Genomic DNA, 18,956 nt, shown 5'->3' on the forward strand with positions numbered 1-18,956 from the left:
GTTTTCTTAACCGCGATTTTTAAGCTGTCTCGAAGATACGGCGGATATTCTCCCTGACATCAGAGGACGAAAAGTCCCGATGAGAAGACCGGAAACCGGCTCTCAGGTAAAACAAGGGTAGAATAAACATGACCAAGACCGTTCTGAAGCCCGACTGGGCCGTCGCCACACTCAGACTCGACCCGGCACGTTTTCCGCAACAGGTCACCTATGGCAGAGGCAATGGCGCAACCGACGTTGCCGTCACGCTCGATGAACGGGGCGCCGTTCTGAGAAAGGTTCTTTCCTCTTCCGGCCTGCCTTTGTCCTTCGCTTTGCCCGCCCGCGCCTTCAAGGGCGTTGCCGCCCGCGCCATCGACCATGGTGACGGACAGGTAACGGTGACGCTGGAACTGCACCATGACGATCCGGATCTGTGCGTTCCGCTTCTGGTCGCCCATGATCTCTGCGATATCGCCGCCGACTGGCGCAGCTGGTCCGAAGCCTACCGCATTCCCATGCTGATGGTGGAAGCCGATGGCGTCGCCCGTCCGCTGGAAGAACATCTCGGCAAGGTGCGCACCCAGAATACCCGTCCGCGCCGCCGCCATTCCTATTTCGCGGATCGCCGCCCGCGCTTCCTCGTTCGCCGCTCCACCGGTTCTCTCGGCATGAGCATGAAGATCGAGGGCAAGGAAATCATCGCCCGCAGCTGATAATATTCAACAAAAACAAATAAAAGCCCGGCGCGCACCACGCGGCCGGGCTTTCTTGTATCCTGCGTTTACCTGGCCTTACACGAACAGAAGCGGCAGAACGAGGCCTGCGAAAATCAGCACGCCGACACGATTGTTGGATTTGAACAGCACGAGGCATTGCGCCACGTCATCGATATTGAGCACCCATACCTGCCGGAACAGCATGATCGCGGCAGCAGCAAGGCCGCTATAGGCGATCACGTTAACACCCGCCCCCCAGAAGGACAGGGCGATCATGACAAGGGCTGTGCCATAAAGAAAAACCAGCCAGCGATGTGTGTTCTCGCCAAACAGCAGGGCGGTCGAGCCGATGCCTACCGCCGTGTCGTCTTCCTTATCCTGATGGGCGTAGATTGTGTCATAACCGATCGTCCAGGCGATGGAGCCGACATAAAGCAGGACAGCCGGCCAGGCGATCGAACCGAACTGCCCGGCCCAGCCCATCAGCGCGCCCCAGGAAAAGGCGAGGCCGAGGAAAAATTGCGGCCAGTTGGTGAAGCGCTTGGCGAAAGGATAAATCGCCACGAAGATCAGCGAGAATATGCCTGTCGCAATCGCGAAACCGTTGAACTGCAGAAGCACAACCAGACCGGCAAGCGCCTGCAGCACGATGAAGACCTTGGCCTGCAACCGGGTCACGCGGCCGGACGGCAGCGGCCGGGAGCGGGTACGCGCCACGGCCATGTCGATCTTATGGTCAGCGAGATCATTATAGGTGCAGCCTGCGCCGCGCATCGCCACCGATCCGATGAAAAACAGCGCCAGGTGCCAGATGAGCGTGACCCAGGAAAAGCCGCCGCTTTGCACAGCGGCATTGGCCGCAAGGGCTGCGGACCAGAAGCATGGCCACATCAGCAATTGCCAGCCGATGGGACGATCCCACCGCGCCAGCTGCGCATAGGGCCAAAGGGGCCTCGGCAAAATCCGATAGACCCAGTTGTTGGATGGCGCGTCCGAAACGCGGTCTGACAAATCGCTGTGGTGAACCATAGGCATGGTTCTACAGCATCGGCGGGAAAATCGGAACGGCTTTCAAAGCGCAAAGATGCGCGGTTTTTGGCGATTTGTCATCGGGCGACCGGCAAAGCACCCTACCTCTCCACTGTCATCCTCGGGCTTGACCCGAGGATGACGCCGAATATTTGGATAGAAAAAACCCGCAGCATTTTGCTGCGGGTTTTCAATCTCCAAACAGCGAGTTCATCTATCTCAGGGCAGCGAGAAATTGAATTTGTAGCTTGCCTGAACACCGATGATGAACTGGTTCTTCGAACCACGCTCGCGCACCAGCGAGCTGTCGGCGGCATCACCGGTGAGACGGCGATATTCGGCGAAGGAACCAACCTCGGCGTTTTCGGTGACTTTCCAGGTAATGGCCGCACCGATACCGGCGGAATGCAGGCCGCCACCGGGGCTATAGGGAGAGGGTGCGCCGGCAGCCGTCTGCGCAGCACTTACACCGTAATAACGCTCATTATATTTGCTGCTCACCCATGTGGCGCGCGGACCGGCGGAAATCTGGATGCCGGGGGCGATATCGGTGAAGGCATCGACGGCAACATCGCCGACCACGCCGCTATGGCTGCGGATGCCCTGACGAACTTCACCGCGTACGCGCAGCCAGTCGGTCGGATAGGCCTCGGCGAAACCGCCAAGCTCGCCGCCGCGCTTGATGCGGGTCATGCCCTTCAGGTCGGACGAGTCACCCTCATCTCGTGGGGATACGAGCTTGCCGGCGAGACCCATGCTGATCGGACCATTATCCAGAAGCGAGATAGAGGCGCTGTCGTTGCGGGAGGTGAAACGCGCGCCCTGCCCCTGACGTCCGAGAGAGATGATGGGTGAAAAGCCGAATTCATTCTTGTTGTCGCCCTGGTACTTCGGCGCGGTGAAACCCGCGCCGCCGAGCTTCAGATACCAGTCACCGGAAAACCAGCCTTCGGCATGGGCATTGCCGACGGTAAAAAGCGACAGGACACAGGCGGCGGCTGCCGCTGATGGCTTGAACATGAAAGAACCCCAGAAACGCAATACAGACAGGTGCCCGTAGAATTAGAGGGATTGTCTTTCCATTCCATTAACCAGCGCGGGAAGAAACGCGCCTCCTCCGGAGTGGCGACAAGGCCTCAAACCTCACCGCCGTCATGCTCGGGCCTGTCCCGAGCATCTGCAACCGACGGACTTTAAGCAACGTGGATAGATCCTCGGGACAAGCCCGAGGATGACGCCGAGATTGCGGAGATGTTTGTCAACAATCTCCACAATTCGGTTGCCCGTTACCCACGCCCTCGTCAGAACGTCACCTTCTCCAGCGGCGCGCGCGTCTTCTCGAATTCCAGCAATTTCGCCTCGTTCTGCGCGATGTAGTCGCGACTATGCGGCACGGAATCCCGGTCCTTGGCGAGCTGGATCTGGAAAATATGGAAGTTTTCGTGGGTAAAGGCCATTTCCGACCCCGCCAGATAGAACTCCCACATGCGGAAGAAACGCTCGTCATAAAGCGCCACCGCTTCGGCCTTGCGCGCCACGAAACGCTCCCGCCAGTGGCGAAGCGTATGGGCGTAATGCATGGGCAGGATTTCGATATCCTTCACCAGCAGCCGCGATTTTTCGATGGCCGGCAGAACCTCGGCAAGCGAGGGTATATAACCGCCGGGGAAAATATATTTTTCGATGAAGGGATTGGTCGCCAGCGCCGGATAGGGCTGACCGATGGAATGCAGCACCATCACGCCCCTGTCGTCCAGCACCTCCGCCACCTTGTCGAAATAATCGCGATAATGGGTCGGCCCCACATGTTCGAACATGCCAACGGAGACGATGCGGTCATATTTCTTCGAGGCCGGCAGGTAACGATAATCCTGCAATTCGAAGCGGACGTTGCCGGCAATGCCACGTTTTGCCGCCCGGTCGCGCGAGACACGCAGCTGTTCTTCGCTGAGCGTGATGCCGGTTACGTCAGCACCGGCGCTTTCGGCAATATACATCGCCATGCCACCCCAGCCGGAGCCGATTTCCAGCACGCTCTGGCCCGGCTCGGTCATCAGCTTGGCGGCGATGTGCCGTTTCTTGGCGACCTGCGCTTCATAGAGGCTGATGCCAGGCGGATTGAAATAGGCACAGGAATATTGCCAGTCCTCATCGAGGAAGAGATCGAACAGCTTGGCACTCAAATCATAGTGATGGGCGACGTTGCTCTTGTTGTGATTGACCGGCAGATGCATCTTGATGCGGGCGGCGATGATGCGCGCCATGCCGCGCCAGATCATACCGAAAGACAGCGCCTCGCTCAGCGTATTGCCTTTGACGAGCGCGAGAAAGTCGTAGATGTCGCCCTCGGCGACCTTCATACGGCCCTCCATATAAATCTCGGCTAGCTTCAGTGCAGGATCGGCGGCGATCTCCTGCATGGCGGCCTCGTCGGTGAAATTCAGAACCACCCTTTTTCCCGTACCGTCGCCAAATGTACGGCTTCCGCCCGGGCTGTTGACGACAAGATCACCGGTCTTGATTATCTTTTCGAGAAGAACATGCAGAGACGACGCCATGGCACCCCCAATTGCTAAGTCTCACTTATCAATTTTGCTGACCGTATTCCTTTCAGCACAAGTTGCAAGATAGTCTTATTTCAAAAAAATTGAACGATTTCATCAAGCAAAAAGCCCCGCCGGGGTGTGCGGCGGGGCTTTTTGGTAAAAAATCATTTCAACCGGAGGTCAGCGTCGTTTCATGGCTTCAGCCAGAGCGGCGGCAAGCGCACCACCGGTTTGCGACCCTTCGTTGCGCTCTTTCGGTTTGGATGTGGCGTGCCGCATGGCGCTGGCATTGCCCTTCTCGCGCATCGGCTGCGGCGCTGCCTCGCCGCCATCCTTGCGCATGGTGAGGCCAATGCGCTTGCGCTTCACATCCACTTCCACGACTCGCACCTTGACGACATCGCCCGCCTTCACGACCTCATGCGGGTCCTTCACGAAACGGTCCGCCAGCTGCGAGACATGCACGAGGCCATCCTGATGCACGCCAATATCCACGAAAGCGCCGAAGGCGGCGACATTGGTGACGGTGCCTTCCAGCAGCATGCCCGGTTTCAGATCGGTGATCTCGTCCACGCCCTCGGCAAAGGTCGCGGTCTTGAAGCTCGGGCGCGGGTCGCGGCCGGGCTTTTCCAGTTCGGCGATGATGTCTTTTACCGTCGGCAGGCCGAATTGCTCGTCGATGAACTTCTTCGGATCGAGCGCCTTCAACGCGGCGCTGTCGCCCATCAGCGAGCGCAGATCGCGGCCGCAGGCGGCAACGATCTTTTTCGCCACGCCATAGGCTTCCGGGTGCACCGAGGAAGCATCCAGCGGCTCCTTGCCGTTCGGGATGCGCAGGAAGCCGGCGCATTGTTCAAAGGTGCGCTGGCCCAGGCGCGGCACCTTCAGAAGTTCCCTGCGGCTGGCGAAGGGGCCGGTCTGGTCGCGATGGGCGACGATGGCATCGGCAATCGAGCTGCCAAGGCCGGACACCCGGGCCAGAAGCGGCGAAGAGGCGGTGTTGAGATCGACGCCGACGGCGTTCACCGCATCTTCCACGACAGCATCGAGCGAACGGCTGAGGCGGCCCTGATCGACATCGTGCTGGTACTGGCCGACACCGATGGATTTCGGCTCGATCTTCACCAGTTCAGCCAGCGGATCCTGAAGGCGGCGGGCGATGGAGACCGCGCCCCGGAGCGAAACATCGAGATTGGGGAATTCCGCCGCCGCCCGTTCCGAAGCGGAATAGACCGAAGCGCCCGCCTCCGAGACGATGACCTTGGTGGGCTTTGCGCCCGAAGCCGAAGCCGGCATCTGCGCCAGAAGATCGGCGACCAGCTTTTCCGTTTCGCGGCTGCCAGTGCCATTGCCGATGGCGATCAGCTCGACATTGTGTTTGCGGATAAGCAGGGCGAGTTCCGCCTGCGTGCCGCGCACGTCGTTCTTCGGCGGGAAGGGATAAACCGTTGTGGTGTCCAGCAGTTTGCCGGTGCCATCCACGATAGCCACCTTGACGCCGGTGCGGATGCCCGGATCGAGACCCATGGTGGCGCGGGAACCGGCGGGGGCTGCCAGCAGCAGATCCTTGAGATTGCGGGCGAAAACATGGATCGCCTCTTCTTCGGCGCGCTCGCGCAATTCGCGCATCAGATCGAGCGAGAGCGACATGGAAAGCTTCACCCGCCAGGTCCAGCCTGCCACTTCCATCAGCCATTGATCGGCGGGGCCGGCATTGCGGATATCGAAGGCGGCGGCGATGGTGCGCTGTGCCGGCTTGACCGGCGAAGGATCATCCGCATCGACGTCTATGGTCAATGTCAGAATTTCTTCGTTCCAGCCACGCAGCATGGCCAGCGCCCGGTGGCCCGGCACCGTCGCCCAGCGCTCGAAATGATCGAAATAGTCGGAGAATTTCTCGCCCGCCGCCTGCTTGCCATCCACCACCTTGGCGCGGAAGGTGGCGTTCTGGCGCATGTAATCGCGCAGGCGGCCGAGCAGATCGGCATTTTCGGTCATGGTTTCCGCCACGATGTCGCGCGCGCCCTCGAGTGCCGCCTTCACATCGGCCACCTCGCCCTGAACATAAGCTTCCGCAAGCTTTGCCGGATCGGCGGCGCGGTTTTCCCAGATGGCTTCGGCAAGCGGGCCGAGGCCGCGTTCGCGGGCGATTTCCGCGCGGGTGCGGCGCTTTGGCTTATAGGGCAGATAGAGATCTTCCAGCTCCGCCTTGGTGCCCGCCTGCATGATCTTTAACATCAGCGCATCGGTCATCTTGCCCTGGCCGGTGATGGACTCCACGATGGAGCCGCGGCGCGCATTAAGTTCCCGCAGATAAACGAGGCGTTCCGCGAGCGTTCGAAGCTGCGTGTCATCCAGCCCTCCGGTCACTTCCTTGCGGTAACGGGCGATGAAGGGAACGGTCGCGCCCTCATCCAGCAAGGCTACCGCCGCCTTCACCTGATCGGCGCGGGCGTTGATTTCGGAAGCGATGAGCGAGGCGAGGCGGGCATTGTCTGCGGTCATAGGGGACTCTTGGAGGTTCTCTGATGTCACGTCTGGAGCGGCGAACATAATGTCTGATTGTGGCGTGACAACAAGAGGCGGCAACGATTCCACAGGAAAGGCGTCGTTCAAGGGAAAGACGGGCATTTGCGGCGCTTTCTCCTTGACCTTTCGCCCCCCTGCCCTTAACGCCCCTGACACAAGGTTACTGGCGAATTTGCAGGGGTATTGACCATGAAAGTTCTGTTGATCGGTTCCGGCGGACGCGAACATGCGCTCGCGTGGAAAATCGCCCAGTCTCCCCTGCTCGATGAGCTTTATGCCGCCCCCGGCAATCCCGGCATTGCCGACCATGCGACGCTGGTGGCGCTTGATGTGGAAGACCACGCGGCCGTCATCGCCTTTACGAAAGAAAAGGCAATCGACTTCGTTGTCGTCGGCCCGGAAGCGCCGCTGGTTGCGGGTCTGGCGGATGATCTGCGCGCCGCCGGCATCGCCACTTTCGGCCCCTCGAAGGCAGCCGCCCAGCTTGAGGGTTCCAAGGGTTTCACCAAAGATCTTTGCGCGCGCTACGATATTCCCACCGGCGCTTACCAGCGTTTCAAATCCGCCGAACCGGCCAAGGACTATGTTCGTCAACAGGGCGCGCCCATCGTCATCAAGGCAGACGGGCTTGCCGCCGGCAAGGGCGTGACCGTTGCGATGACGGAAGCCGAAGCGCTTGCCGCCATCGACGACTGTTTCGACGGCGCTTTCGGCGCGGCCGGCGCCGAAGTGGTGGTGGAGGCCTTCCTCGATGGCGAGGAAGCGAGCTTCTTCTGCCTTTCAGATGGAAAGACCGCACTGGCGCTCGCCACCGCGCAGGATCACAAGCGCGTCGGCGATGGCGATACCGGCCCGAATACCGGCGGCATGGGCGCCTATTCCCCCGCCCCTGTGATGACATCGGCCATGGTGGAGCGCACCATGAAGGAGATCATCGAGCCGACGATCTCGGGCATGGCCAAGGATGGCAATCCCTTCTCCGGCGTCTTTTTTGCGGGATTGATGATCACCGCCAAGGGCCCGGAACTCATCGAATACAATGTCCGTTTCGGCGATCCCGAATGCCAGGTGCTGATGATGCGCCTGAAAAGCGATCTGCTGCCGATCCTCTACGCCACCGCCACCGGCACGCTGGACAAGGTTAAGGCGGAATGGCGCGACGATGCGGCGCTGACCGTCGTTCTCGCCTCGAAGGGTTATCCCGGCGCTTACGACAAGAACACGCCGATCGCCCATATTCCCGAGGCCAGCGAAGAGGCCAAGGTGTTCCATGCCGGAACCGCGCTGAAGGACGGCGGGCTGGTGGCCACGGGCGGACGCGTGCTGAACGTCACCGCCCTTGGAAAGACCGTGACGGAAGCGCAGGCCCGCGCCTATGCGCTGGCGGACAAGGTGGAATGGGAAAACGGCTTCTGCCGCCGCGACATCGGCTGGCAGGCCGTCGCCCGCGAAAAGGCCTGATCCTTAAAGCAAACGGGGTTGGGAGCGAATATTTCGTTCAATTTTTACCAAGTTTGCTGACCCGATGGAAACGAAACATCGATAATACTTGCCCGAACATTGAATGGCGCATTGTGTCTCGAAAAAGAGACCACGCCGTTATTTCGGGAGTTTTTCGATGCGTCGTCTTCTTCTCACAGCGATTGTGGCGCTGACCGGCGGGTCGGCGATGGCGTCTTCCGTCGAATATATCAATGGCACGCATATCACCAATGGCAGCTTCGTGCGCCTGGATTGCGGTGGTTGCCAGCCCCTGAAGGGCAAAACCGTGACGCAGGGTTACGCCATTCCCTCCATCGAGCCCGGCACACAGCATATGGAAATGCGCGAAATCGATGGCAAACGCTCGCTGGTGCGTACCGAAGCCTGGCTGGGCGGCGCACCCGTTACTTTCGTCAGCACCAATCCGGCATGGATGCCCGGCGAGACCCCGAATGCAATCGCGACTTATGACGATGCTGAACCTGTGGCGCAGCCCGACGAAACAGCGTCAACTCCCCCCGCCATCGACGCAACGACGACGACATCGGCGGTGAAGGAGATTTCCGCGGAGAATGCGGGAGCACTCGCAAGCGCTTCGGCTACGGCTGCGCCGACATTCCCGGATTTCCAATTGCGTGGCAACTGACCGAGAACGCAAAGCGTATTTTCATGACAAACGTCAAATAATCGCGCCATCGCTGCATTCGCCACAATTCACAGCAACCATGCGGTGAATATCGGAATTCTCCGCCCTTATTCTGCCAATCGGGCTGATAAAGCTCTTTCTAATTAAATATTTATTCAAATTTTTGGCCGCTAAGTATTTTCATAGTGCAATGCAGCACGACATCATGCCTGGGGCGGAGGCTCGCTTTTCAGGCTGTTCACCGCGCATCAGGCGCGATTCCCATTTCCGAAACTTCGGCAGCGCGCAGCTTTTTTGAGGTGCGCGATGCAAAACGCTTGTGAGCGCCCATGAAGAACCTTTCCATTTCCCGTCAGCTGATCGTTCTCGTCGTGGCCCTGATGGCCGCCTTCTCCGTTGCGACCTTCTACCAGCTGAAATCCGCCACCGACGCGATCTATGAGGAACGCTACGGCATGTTGCGGACGCAGGTGCAGTCGGCCATTTCCATCCTGCAATCCTTCCACGACAGGGAAAAGGCTGGAACGCTTTCGCGGGACGAGGCCATGAAACAGGCCTACGCCACGGTAAGCGCCATGCGGTTCACGCCTGATGGCTATCTGTTCGGTTACGATTACGATGTGACGATGAAGTTCCATCCCGATGCCAAGCGCGTCGGCGAAAGCTTCAAGGGCAAGCCGGACAGCAAGGGTTTCGCCTATCGTGACGAGCTGGTGCGGCTTGGCCGCAATGGCGGCGGCCAGACGGATTTTTATGGTCCGAAGCCCGGCATGGAAGGCAATGACTACGCCAAAAGCTCCTACGCGCTTGCCTTCGAACCATGGCAGGTGGTGGTCGTGACCGGCGTTTATATCGACGATCTCAACGCGCAGGTGCGCGGCGAGGTGATGAAGGCGCTGTCCATCGGTGCAGCCATCTTCGTGCTCGCACTGACCGCCGCCTTTTACGTCATCCGTGGCATTTCGAAGCCGCTTGGTGATATTCACCGTGCGCTCGGCGAAGTGGCCAATGAAAACGTCTCGCTCGCCATTCCCCATACTGGCCTGACGAACGAAGTGGGCATGATGGCGAAGGCCACTGCCTCGCTCCAGGACAAGGTGCGCGAGCGCCACGCCATGCAGCGCCGGCAGGAAGAACAGCAGAACCAGCTCGACACCGAGCGGCAGAACAATCTCGACATGCAACGCGACGAGGCCGCCTTGCAGGCGCGTGTCGTCACCACCATCGGCGAGGCGCTGGAGAAGCTCGCCGGCGGCGATCTGACCGTGCGCTGCGGCGATCTCGGCAATCGTTATGCGGCGCTGCGCGACAATTTCAACGAGGCCCTGACCCATCTCGACGCCGCCATGGCCAAGGTGAATTCCAAGAGCATCGATATTGGCGGCTCCAAGGAAGAAATCCGCAAGGCCTCCAACGAGCTTTCGCAGCGCACCGAACGGCAGGCTGCAAACCTCGAGGAAACTTCGGCCGCTCTGGATGAATTGACCGTTGCGGTGCGCCAGACAGCAGAGGGTGCAGCCGATGCCGCCAAGCGCGTCACCACCGTCAGCTCCGAAGCCATGCGCAGCGACCGGGTGGTGGAAGAAGCGATCACCGCGATGAGCGGTATCGAACAGTCTTCCGACCAGATTTCCAACATCATCGGCGTGATCGACGACATCGCTTTCCAGACCAACCTTCTGGCGCTGAATGCCGGTGTGGAAGCGGCGCGCGCCGGTGAGGCCGGCAAGGGCTTTGCCGTTGTGGCGCAGGAAGTGCGCGAACTGGCACAGAAATCCGCCGCCGCCGCCAAGGAGATCAAGGACCAGATCGCCCGCTCTTCCGCCCAGGTGGAAAACGGCGTGCGGCTTGTCGGTGAGGCCGGCGATGCACTGAAACGGATTTCGGATCAGATCAAATCGGCAAACGAAATCGTCAGCAAGATCGCCCATTCGGCGGCCGAACAGGATACGACATTGCGCTCGATCTCCTCGTCGCTCAACCAGCTCGATGTCGCCACCCAGCACAATGCGGCGATGGCGGAAGAAACCACAGCTTCGGCGGAAGCGCTCGCCGTCGACACCGAAGAGCTGCTGAACCTCATCCGCGGCTTCCGCGTCTCCTCCGGCCACCAGCTTCACGGCATGGCGGAGCAGATGCGCATGGCGGGGTGACCACGAACGGTCTCATGCGATTGAAACAAAATGCCGGGCACGGACCCGGCATTTTTATGTGCTCTCCAAAACGTTCCCTACATATTCTTCGGCGTCGTCGGGCTCGACCCGAGGACCCATGGCCAGATTGCATTGTGGATCCTCGCCTCAAGGGCGAGGATGACGGCAGGGAGTATCTACCACCTCGGGAAGCAGGCGATGCCGTATTTGCAGCGCCTCATTTCAGCGGGTCAGCGCATCGAGACGATCGATATCGGCAGGTGAAAATACGGCAATGCCGGCTTTTTCGAGCAGCGCCGCCGTAACCCCGTTGCCCGCATGTTTGATGCCAGAAAACGAACCGTCATAGATCGCAACCGACCCACAGGACGGGCTGCCGTCGATCAGAAGCGCGTAGGTACAGCCATTGGCCCTGGCGAAGGCCAGCGCCCTTTCCGCACCGGCAATAAAATGCGCCGTGACATCGCCGCCGCTCACCTCCAGCACGCGGGCGCGGCCCTCCAGCACATCGAGACCGGAGACACCATTTTCGATTTCCGCCGGCGGGCGCGGCACGGGCATGCCGCCCGCCATCTCCGGACAGATAGTCACCAGCCTGCCCTCGCTTCGCCAGCGGTCTATCGCCGGGTGGGACAGGGGTTTGCCCTTGCCATCGTAGCGGACGGGCTGGCCGAGGAGGCAGGCGCTGATGAGGATTTTGGGGATGGTATGGGTCAATGGGGTCATCCTGCAAGGTCGAGGTCGCGGCTTACCCCCCCTCTGCCCTGCCGGGCATCTCCCCCTCAAGGGGGGAGATCGGCGAGAGGCACGCTCCCCGCTCTTCCCGAAACGTTCAATGTGGCCGAGAGGTTGCCACGGGTCGATCTCCCCCCTTGAGGGGGAGATGCCCGGCAGGGCAGAGGGGGGTGAACCAAGCACGCTGACATACCTGGCTACCCCTAAACCCATCACCCCGTAATCTTCGAGAAATCCGCAACCGTTCCGGTCGCCTCGCGAATAGCCTTCAGCAGCGCCAGACGGTTGGCACGGATGGCCGCATCCTCGTCATTGACGAGCACATCCTCGAAGAACTTATCGACAGGAGCACGAAGTGTGGAGAGCGCCTGCATGGCGGAGCGGAAATCCTCGCCCGCAACAGCCTTCGCAGCATCGGCAGAGGCGGTCTTGATCGCCGCAGAAAGCGCCTTTTCGGCATCGAGCTTCAACAGCTCTTCCGAAACGCTGTTCGCCACCACGGTGCCCTTCTTTTCCTCGGCAGCCAGAAGCTGGGTGGCGCGCTTAGCGCCCGCCAGAAGGTTGCGGCCATCTTCGCCGGTGATGAAGGCGGTGAGCGCCTCGACACGGCGGGCGATCATCAGGAGATCGTCGGATTCCGGCGTCAGGACGGCGTCAATCAGATCGTAACGCGCGCCGAGGTCGCGCAGATAGACTTTCAGACGATCATGGAAGAAGGAGAGAAGATCCGGGTCCTTCGCAACGCTCAGCAGCGGAAGCCGCACGTTTTTCTCAAGCAGAATACGCACAACGCCCAGCGCAGCACGGCGCAGCGCGAAGGGGTCCTTCGAACCGGTCGGCTTCTCATCGATGGCCCAGAAACCAACGAGTGTATCGAGCTTGTCGGCCAGAGCGACCGTGATCGCCACCTTGTCGGCCGGCAGGCGATCCGAGGGGCCTTGCGGCTTGTAGTGGTCTTCGATGGCGGCGGCGACACTTTCGTTTTCGCCCTGCAGCGCCGCATATTTGCGGCCCATCAGGCCCTGAAGCTCAGGGAATTCACCGACGGCTTCGGTGCGCAAATCGGCCTTGGCCAGCACCACGGCGCGGTCCACCAGATCGGCATCGGCGCCGACAACCGGGGCCAGCGCCTTCGCCAGTTCGCGAATACGCGCCACGCGCTCACCCTGTGTACCGAGCTTGGCATGGAAGGTGACGTTCAGTGCATCGAGCTTCGCCATGCGCTGGTCGAGAGGCTTGTTGAGATCGAGGCCGAATTTCGCAGCCGAATCTTTCAGCGTTTCGAGATCGGGCAGATCGCCCTGGTCGCGGTTCCAGAAATGGCGGGCATCCGACAGACGGGCGCGCACGACCTTGCCGTTACCATGGATGATTTCCTTGCCGCCATCGCTCGCCTCGATGTTCGAGATCAGGATGAAACGGTTGGAAAGACCTTCTTCCGCACCCTGACTGCGGGTGACGAAACACTTCTGGTTGGTCTTGATGGTGAGGCGAATGATTTCCGCAGGGATTTGCAGGTAATCTTCCTCGAAGGTGCCCATCAGCACTTGCGGCCATTCGACGAGGCCAGACACTTCTTCCAGCAGGCCTTCATCTTCCACCAGTTCGAGACCGTTGGCGAAAGCCAGATCCTTGGCGTCGTGCAGGATGATATCCTTGCGGCGCTCGGCATCGAGAATGACCTTCGCCTTTTCGAGGCTCGAGACATAATCCTCGAAACGGCGTACGGTAATCGGGCCCGGCGCATGGAAACGATGGCCATAGGTGACGTTACCGGCGACGATGCCATCAATAACGAAAGGAATGACCTGCGTCTCGTCATGTTCGGGGCCGAACAGGCAGACGATGGATTGCAGCGGCCGCACCCAGCGCAGGCTTTCCGAGCCCTTGCCTTCGATGCCGGCATAGCTCGATCCCTTTGGCATGGAGGCCGGGCCGGAGCGCATGGATTTCGGCCAGGGGAAGGAACGGATGATGCCGGGCATCACCTCGGCGATAATCTCTTCCGCCGGACGGCCGGGCTTGTTGATGATGGCGATGTAGAAATCGCCCTTCTTCGGATCGGAAACGACCTGCGCTTCCGAAATATCGTTGAGGCCGGCGCCGCGCAGAAAGCCCTCGATGGCCTTTTCATTGGCGTCGGTGCGCGGGCCCTTCTTTTCCTCACGCACATCGGCGGAGCGGGCGTTGAGGCCGCGAATATCCAGTGTCAGGCGGCGCGGCGTCCAATACTCGCGCGCGCCCTCATAGGTCAGCCCTCTCTCCACCAAGGCATCGGTGACGAGTTTCTTCAGATCGCCCGCCGCCTTGCGCTGCATGCGGGCGGGGATTTCCTCGGAGCGAAGTTCAAGCAGAAGATCGGGCATGGGATAAGGACTTTAATCTGTTGCAAAAGAGTGTCGCGGACTTAGCAAGACCAGCGGCAAAAGTCACCAGCTATCGGTTAAATTACCGCCGGCGGGCGTTACCAGCCGCCACCACCACCGCCGCCACCGCCGGAGCCCGAAAAACCGCCGCCACCGCCACCGCCCGAAAAGCTGGAATTGGACGAACTGACGGGTTGTGGGATGGTGGAGGCGATGGTGCTCGCCATGGAGGTGGAAAAGCCGCCGATCCTGTCGCCGAAGCTGCCGTAATTGCTGCCCAAATACCAACCGGGCGCATAACTTGCTACGGCGGCACCGGCGGCAGCTGTCGCGAGCCAGGTCTCGAAGGTGCGGCTCCACGGTTTTTCGACGCCGAGCGCCACGGCATAGGGCAGCAATGTCTCGAAATGCTGCGGCGACATGGCGGGGGCGCCTGCCATGTTCATCCGGTCTTTTTCCGCCAGCGTCAGATAGGTTCTGAGGCCCTCAATGCCATCCATCAGTTTGCGGCCAAGCGGCGTCGGCGCGCCCATCAGGAACAGGAACAGCGCATTGGTGAGCACGATGCCACCAATGGCGGCCAGCGCCAGCGACTTGGTATCATGCGTCACATCCAGCAGAATTTGCGTGGCGATGCCGCCAATGGCGGAAAAGGCCACGAAACCGGCAAAGGCCAGCATGACGATGCCGCCGATCCGCTTGCGCAGCGGTGCGCCGCGCGAAAACTGACGGCCGATGCCGATCGACAGGATGCTGAAGAAGAAGGCGAAAAAGCCGAAGACCAGCACGGCGGCAATGGCGCTTTCATCCAGATCGCCGAAGATCAACGTCGCGACGATGAGGGCGATGCTGAGGAAGATACCGAAAACGATGTAGCCGGCATTGCTGCGGTAATATTTGCCGCGATGTTCTTTCTCTATCGCTGCGCGAAACTGTGTTCCGACCTTTTCGACCTCCGCACCATGGGCCTTGTCGATGGTCAGCGTCTCGCCAGGGCCGCCGATGGAGGACAGCAGCGTTTTCTGGCCGGTCGGCAGATCGGCGGCGGTCGCCTTTTCCGTGCGGCGAATGACGATGGCGTTCTTCAAATCCTCCAGAACGACATAACCCTTCACCGCCAGATCAAGGGCCGAGGCGGAGAGCGCCGTCCAGCCGGCACCGGAAAAGCCCCTATTATCGACGTAGTTGACCAGAGCCGGCGAAAGCCCCTCGGGTGCATCCCAGCGCGGCACGACCACGCCCTTCGCCGGATCGCGGCCCACCGCGAACCACGCCCGCAGATAATAAAGCAGCACGACAAAAAGCCCGCCGCCCGAAAGCAGAATGGCGAGATTATCCCGCAGCCACCAGCCCGCTTCCTGCGAAGTGTCAGGTGCGGCAATCGCGCCCTTGGGCAGCTTGACGGCGACCGTCATGCCCTCGCCCATTGTGAAGGGGCGGGTGGAGGCGAAGAACACCTCGTTGCCTTCGTTCAGAATGCGCGCATCCTTGCCTTTCGCGCCAAGCGGACCGGTGAAGACGGCGGTGTCGGTGGCCCTGACGCCCTGCGGCAGCGTGATGGTGGCGGAAATCTCGCCCATGGGGAATTGCCAGCCATTGCCGGTGACATTCCAGGTCAGCTCGTCATAATCGCTGAAATAGCGGATCTGCCGGGCGGTGGTGTAGGTGATCTGGAAGATATGCTCGCCGGTCGGCAGAAAACGGTCGGCGCTGCCGGTATAGATGCGGATGCCACCATCGATATTCTCGGTGCGCCAGTTTTCCGGCGCGCCATCGCGTTCCACCGAAACGACGTTGAAATCCACCTTGGTGCGACGGTTATTCGCATCCAGCGCATAAAGCGGGAAATCGCGGAAGATGCCGCGTTTGATGTTCTGCCCTTCGGCGCGGGCGGTGATGGTTTCGGTCACCGTCAGCTTGCCATCCGCCGCCACCTCGACAACGGAATGGTAGGAGCGGATGAATTCCTCCGCGAAGGCCGGGAAGGCCGCGCCCAGGAAGACGAACAACGCGAGAAGTCTTGCGGCGATGGTCTTCACGGGCGGTTCTCCTTAAGAGAATGGAGCGTTTCCGGTTTCAAGTGATGATGCGCAGCACGGTCATTCCGTCATACCGGTCCCCGGATCAAGTCCGAGAATGACCCGGTATCCAGCAGCCGCGCGTCTGCGCGGCTTGAAGAGTCTTTCGCGATCAAGGACTTGATCGCGCTGGATTCCGGCTCAAGGCCGGAATGACGGAAAACCAATACCGTTCTTCTAATGCTGCGGCTCGGCAGCGCTTTCCTTTTCCGTGTACTCGACGCCGAGCGAGGCGAGCTCTTTCCAGTAAGCCGGGTAGGTCTTGCCCACGCAGGCAGGGTTCTGGATAGCGATTCCACCGATCTTCAGCGCCGCCAGCGCAAAGCTCATGGCGATGCGGTGGTCGGCAAAAGTATCGATGGAGGCCTTGACCGTCTGGCCCGCAAGAGCCGGGTCGGAATGCACGATCAGGTCGTCGCCCTCCTCATGCGCCAGACCGTTACGGATTTCGTTGAGGCCGAGCGACACGGCGCGGATACGGTCGCATTCCTTGACGCGCAGATTGGCGATGCCGACGAAACGCACCGGCGTCTCGTTGAAGGCGGCGAGAACCGCGATGGTCGGAATGGCGTCCTGCATCTGCGAGCCGTCGATTTCGGCGGGCAGATGCGGAAACTTCGCCATGACCTCATAGGCCTTGGCATCCGGCTGGGTGAATTTATCGGCCGGCGTGCCGATATCGATCGCGCCGCCGGTCAGAAGCTCGGCACCCCAGAGATAGGTGGCGGCGGAGGCATCCGGCTCGATGTGGAAATCGGTCGCCGTGTAACCCGTCGGATGCACGCGCCAGATGGCGTTGCTCACCCGCTCCACCTTCGCTCCAAAAGCTTCCATGGCCGAGGTGGTGAGATCGATATAGCCCTTGGCGCCGATTTCCTCGCCCTTGAGGATGATATCGACAGGCTTATCGCCGCAGGCGGCCGCCATCAGAAGCGCCGACACATATTGGCTGGAAAGATTGGCGTCGATGGTGACGCTGCCCTTCGGGAACCCTGTGCCCTTGCCGCAGACGGTGACGGGTGGGCAGCCGGTCGGCGCTTCCGCCTCGACGCCGAGGGAGCGCAGGGCCTCCACCAGCGGCATGATCGGGCGTTTACGCATGTGCTCGTCGCCATCGATGATGACGGCGCCATCCACAAGTGCGGCAGCAGCGGTGAGGAAGCGCGTGGCGGTGCCGGCATTGCCGAGGAAAAGCGGCTTTTCCGGCTGCTGCAATACACCTGTGCCTTCCACCACGAAGGTGGTGGCATCAGGCTCGGTTACCTTGACGCCCATCTCGCGCAGGGCTTCGGCCATATAAAGCGTGTCGTCGCTTTTCAGTGCGCCGGTCAACCGGCTTTTGCCCCTGGCAAGACCAGCCAAGAGAAGCGCACGGTTGGTGATGGATTTGGAGCCGGGCGGCTCGACCTTGCCGGAAAGCGGGTGGTCGGGCGGGGTGATGGTCAGTTCGATCATGATTGTCGTCTTGTCAAAGAATGCGGCGAAGAGCCGGATTATCGGAATTTGAACGGGAGGTCTTAAGCCGCCGGCGGAACAGTGCGCTTAGAATTTCACTGTCGGCACGGCGCGGTCGGCCGGGTTCTCGATCTCGAAATAGGGCGCCTTGGCAAAACCGAACTGGCCTGCGACCAGATTGGAGGGGAAGCTTTCCACCTTGACGTTGAGATCGCGGGCGGCGCCATTGTAATAACGGCGCGACATCTGGATTTCGCCTTCGATGGTTTCCAGCGACCGCTGCAATTCCAGAAAGTTCGTATTGGCCTTGAGATCGGGATAGGCTTCGGCAAGCGCGAAGAGTTTACCGAGCGCCTGCGATAGCAGCCCTTCCGCCTGGGCGCGACCTTCGACATCGCCCGCCGGCACGGCCTGCGCCCGGTTACGCATGGCGATCACCTCCTCGAAGGTGCTCTTTTCATGCGCCGCGTAACCCTTCACGGTCTCGATGAGGTTGGGAATGAGATCGGCGCGGCGCTTCAGCTGCACGTCGATGCCCGACCACGCCTCTTCCTTCATCTGCCGCGCCTTGACGAGGCCGTTATAGATGAAGACGACATAAAGCGCGATTGCCGCGATGATTGCCAGCGTGATGAACATGAATTGCGATTCCCAGCTTCGTTGCGCGCAACGATAGCCGCTCATTACCGCAAAGTCATGGGGCTTCGCTCATTCTGTCCGTTTTTGCCGGAACGGACACGCTGCAGGGGAAGCAAGCACCCGTTATTTATAAAAGACGGTGCAATATAATCTCAGGCCAGATGTCTTCCTTACGAAAAGAGTATGCGAGGCAAGTCTGTAGCCGCGTTCAGCCCAATAGTTCTTGTTTTCACCCAGATGGTTCCAGCCATCTATTTCCCAATCAAGCATTTGCGTATTACGCGTATAGTGCATGCGGACAAGCGCGCTACCCACATCAAGCGTTCGCTGGCCGCTATCCTTGCAATCCATGCGGGTGACGATCATTCCGAAGGAACGCAGCTTGTCGGCGCGGGCGAAGGCATCCTTGCCGCTCATCCAGTCTGTCGTTTCCGCAGCCGCACTATTGCCGAGAATGCATCCGAGTGTAAGCACAAATAAAAAACAGAAATTTCTAATATTATTCACGGTTAAACCCATCACTATATTCAGCGTACCAATCCACACAAAATAAAAGGCCGTCAAGAACGGCCCTTCAAATTATCAAAAATTCAGGACAAG

The 18,956-nt window shown here is 60.2% G+C and carries 14 protein-coding genes; 4 read left to right on the forward strand and 10 right to left on the reverse strand.

Annotation, left to right across the window (positions count from 1 at the left end):
• Window positions 1–128: 128 nt before the first annotated feature.
• Window positions 129–695, forward strand: a complete 567-nt coding sequence (locus AC1ROR_RS10015) for a DUF6101 family protein (RefSeq protein WP_035218780.1) — start codon at window positions 129–131, stop codon at window positions 693–695.
• 78 nt (window positions 696–773) lie between these two features.
• Here the strand turns inward: AC1ROR_RS10015 and ubiA are convergent, their stop codons facing one another.
• From ubiA to AC1ROR_RS10035, 4 genes are all read right to left on the reverse strand, one after another.
• Window positions 774–1,727 (reverse strand): 4-hydroxybenzoate octaprenyltransferase, encoded by a 954-nt coding sequence (ubiA, locus tag AC1ROR_RS10020; protein WP_498589318.1) that lies wholly within the window; start codon window positions 1,725–1,727, stop codon window positions 774–776.
• 219 nt (window positions 1,728–1,946) lie between these two features.
• Entirely contained in the window at window positions 1,947–2,747 is an 801-nt protein-coding gene (locus AC1ROR_RS10025; RefSeq protein ID WP_498589319.1) for a MipA/OmpV family protein, read from the reverse strand.
• A 281-nt stretch (window positions 2,748–3,028) separates the two neighbouring features.
• Complete coding sequence (locus AC1ROR_RS10030; protein ID WP_080833556.1) at window positions 3,029–4,285, reverse strand: cyclopropane fatty acid synthase; 1,257 nt, start codon at window positions 4,283–4,285, stop codon at window positions 3,029–3,031.
• A 168-nt stretch (window positions 4,286–4,453) separates the two neighbouring features.
• The gene (locus AC1ROR_RS10035) at window positions 4,454–6,778 is read right to left on the reverse strand and encodes a Tex family protein (RefSeq protein ID WP_498589320.1); all 2,325 of its coding nucleotides are present in this window, start codon (window positions 6,776–6,778) and stop codon (window positions 4,454–4,456) included.
• 213 nt (window positions 6,779–6,991) lie between these two features.
• Between AC1ROR_RS10035 and purD the strand changes: the two genes are divergently transcribed.
• From purD to AC1ROR_RS10050, 3 genes are all read left to right on the forward strand, one after another.
• Window positions 6,992–8,263 (forward strand): phosphoribosylamine--glycine ligase, encoded by a 1,272-nt coding sequence (purD, locus tag AC1ROR_RS10040; RefSeq protein ID WP_498589321.1) that lies wholly within the window; start codon window positions 6,992–6,994, stop codon window positions 8,261–8,263.
• 157 nt (window positions 8,264–8,420) lie between these two features.
• The gene (locus tag AC1ROR_RS10045; RefSeq protein ID WP_498589322.1) at window positions 8,421–8,930 is read left to right on the forward strand and encodes a plant virulence effector HPE1-like domain-containing protein; all 510 of its coding nucleotides are present in this window, start codon (window positions 8,421–8,423) and stop codon (window positions 8,928–8,930) included.
• A 329-nt stretch (window positions 8,931–9,259) separates the two neighbouring features.
• Window positions 9,260–11,083, forward strand: a complete 1,824-nt coding sequence (locus AC1ROR_RS10050; protein ID WP_498589323.1) for a methyl-accepting chemotaxis protein — start codon at window positions 9,260–9,262, stop codon at window positions 11,081–11,083.
• Between the two features lie 222 nt (window positions 11,084–11,305).
• Here the strand turns inward: AC1ROR_RS10050 and AC1ROR_RS10055 are convergent, their stop codons facing one another.
• The 6 genes from AC1ROR_RS10055 to AC1ROR_RS10080 all read right to left on the reverse strand — a co-directional run bounded on the left by AC1ROR_RS10055 (window position 11,306) and on the right by AC1ROR_RS10080 (window position 18,920).
• Entirely contained in the window at window positions 11,306–11,800 is a 495-nt protein-coding gene (locus AC1ROR_RS10055; RefSeq protein ID WP_498589324.1) for a 2-thiouracil desulfurase family protein, read from the reverse strand.
• Window positions 11,801–12,030: 230 nt separating this feature from the next.
• Window positions 12,031–14,184: a glycine--tRNA ligase subunit beta gene (glyS, locus tag AC1ROR_RS10060; RefSeq protein ID WP_498589325.1), complete on the reverse strand. Its 2,154-nt coding sequence runs from the start codon at window positions 14,182–14,184 to the stop codon at window positions 12,031–12,033.
• Window positions 14,185–14,282: 98 nt separating this feature from the next.
• On the reverse strand, window positions 14,283–16,223 hold the full coding sequence (locus AC1ROR_RS10065; protein ID WP_498589326.1) for a DUF2207 domain-containing protein: 1,941 nt from the start codon (window positions 16,221–16,223) through the stop codon (window positions 14,283–14,285).
• A gap of 216 nt (window positions 16,224–16,439) precedes the next feature.
• Window positions 16,440–17,717, reverse strand: coding sequence for a 3-phosphoshikimate 1-carboxyvinyltransferase (locus tag AC1ROR_RS10070; protein ID WP_080833544.1), 1,278 nt, complete (start codon window positions 17,715–17,717; stop codon window positions 16,440–16,442).
• 87 nt (window positions 17,718–17,804) lie between these two features.
• Window positions 17,805–18,356 (reverse strand): LemA family protein, encoded by a 552-nt coding sequence (locus tag AC1ROR_RS10075; protein ID WP_082183756.1) that lies wholly within the window; start codon window positions 18,354–18,356, stop codon window positions 17,805–17,807.
• Window positions 18,357–18,479: 123 nt separating this feature from the next.
• Window positions 18,480–18,920: a hypothetical protein gene (locus AC1ROR_RS10080; RefSeq protein WP_142172985.1), complete on the reverse strand. Its 441-nt coding sequence runs from the start codon at window positions 18,918–18,920 to the stop codon at window positions 18,480–18,482.
• Window positions 18,921–18,956 lie beyond the last annotated feature (36 nt).

The sequence above is a fragment of the Agrobacterium sp. GW821-FHT14E08 genome (assembly GCF_058803865.1).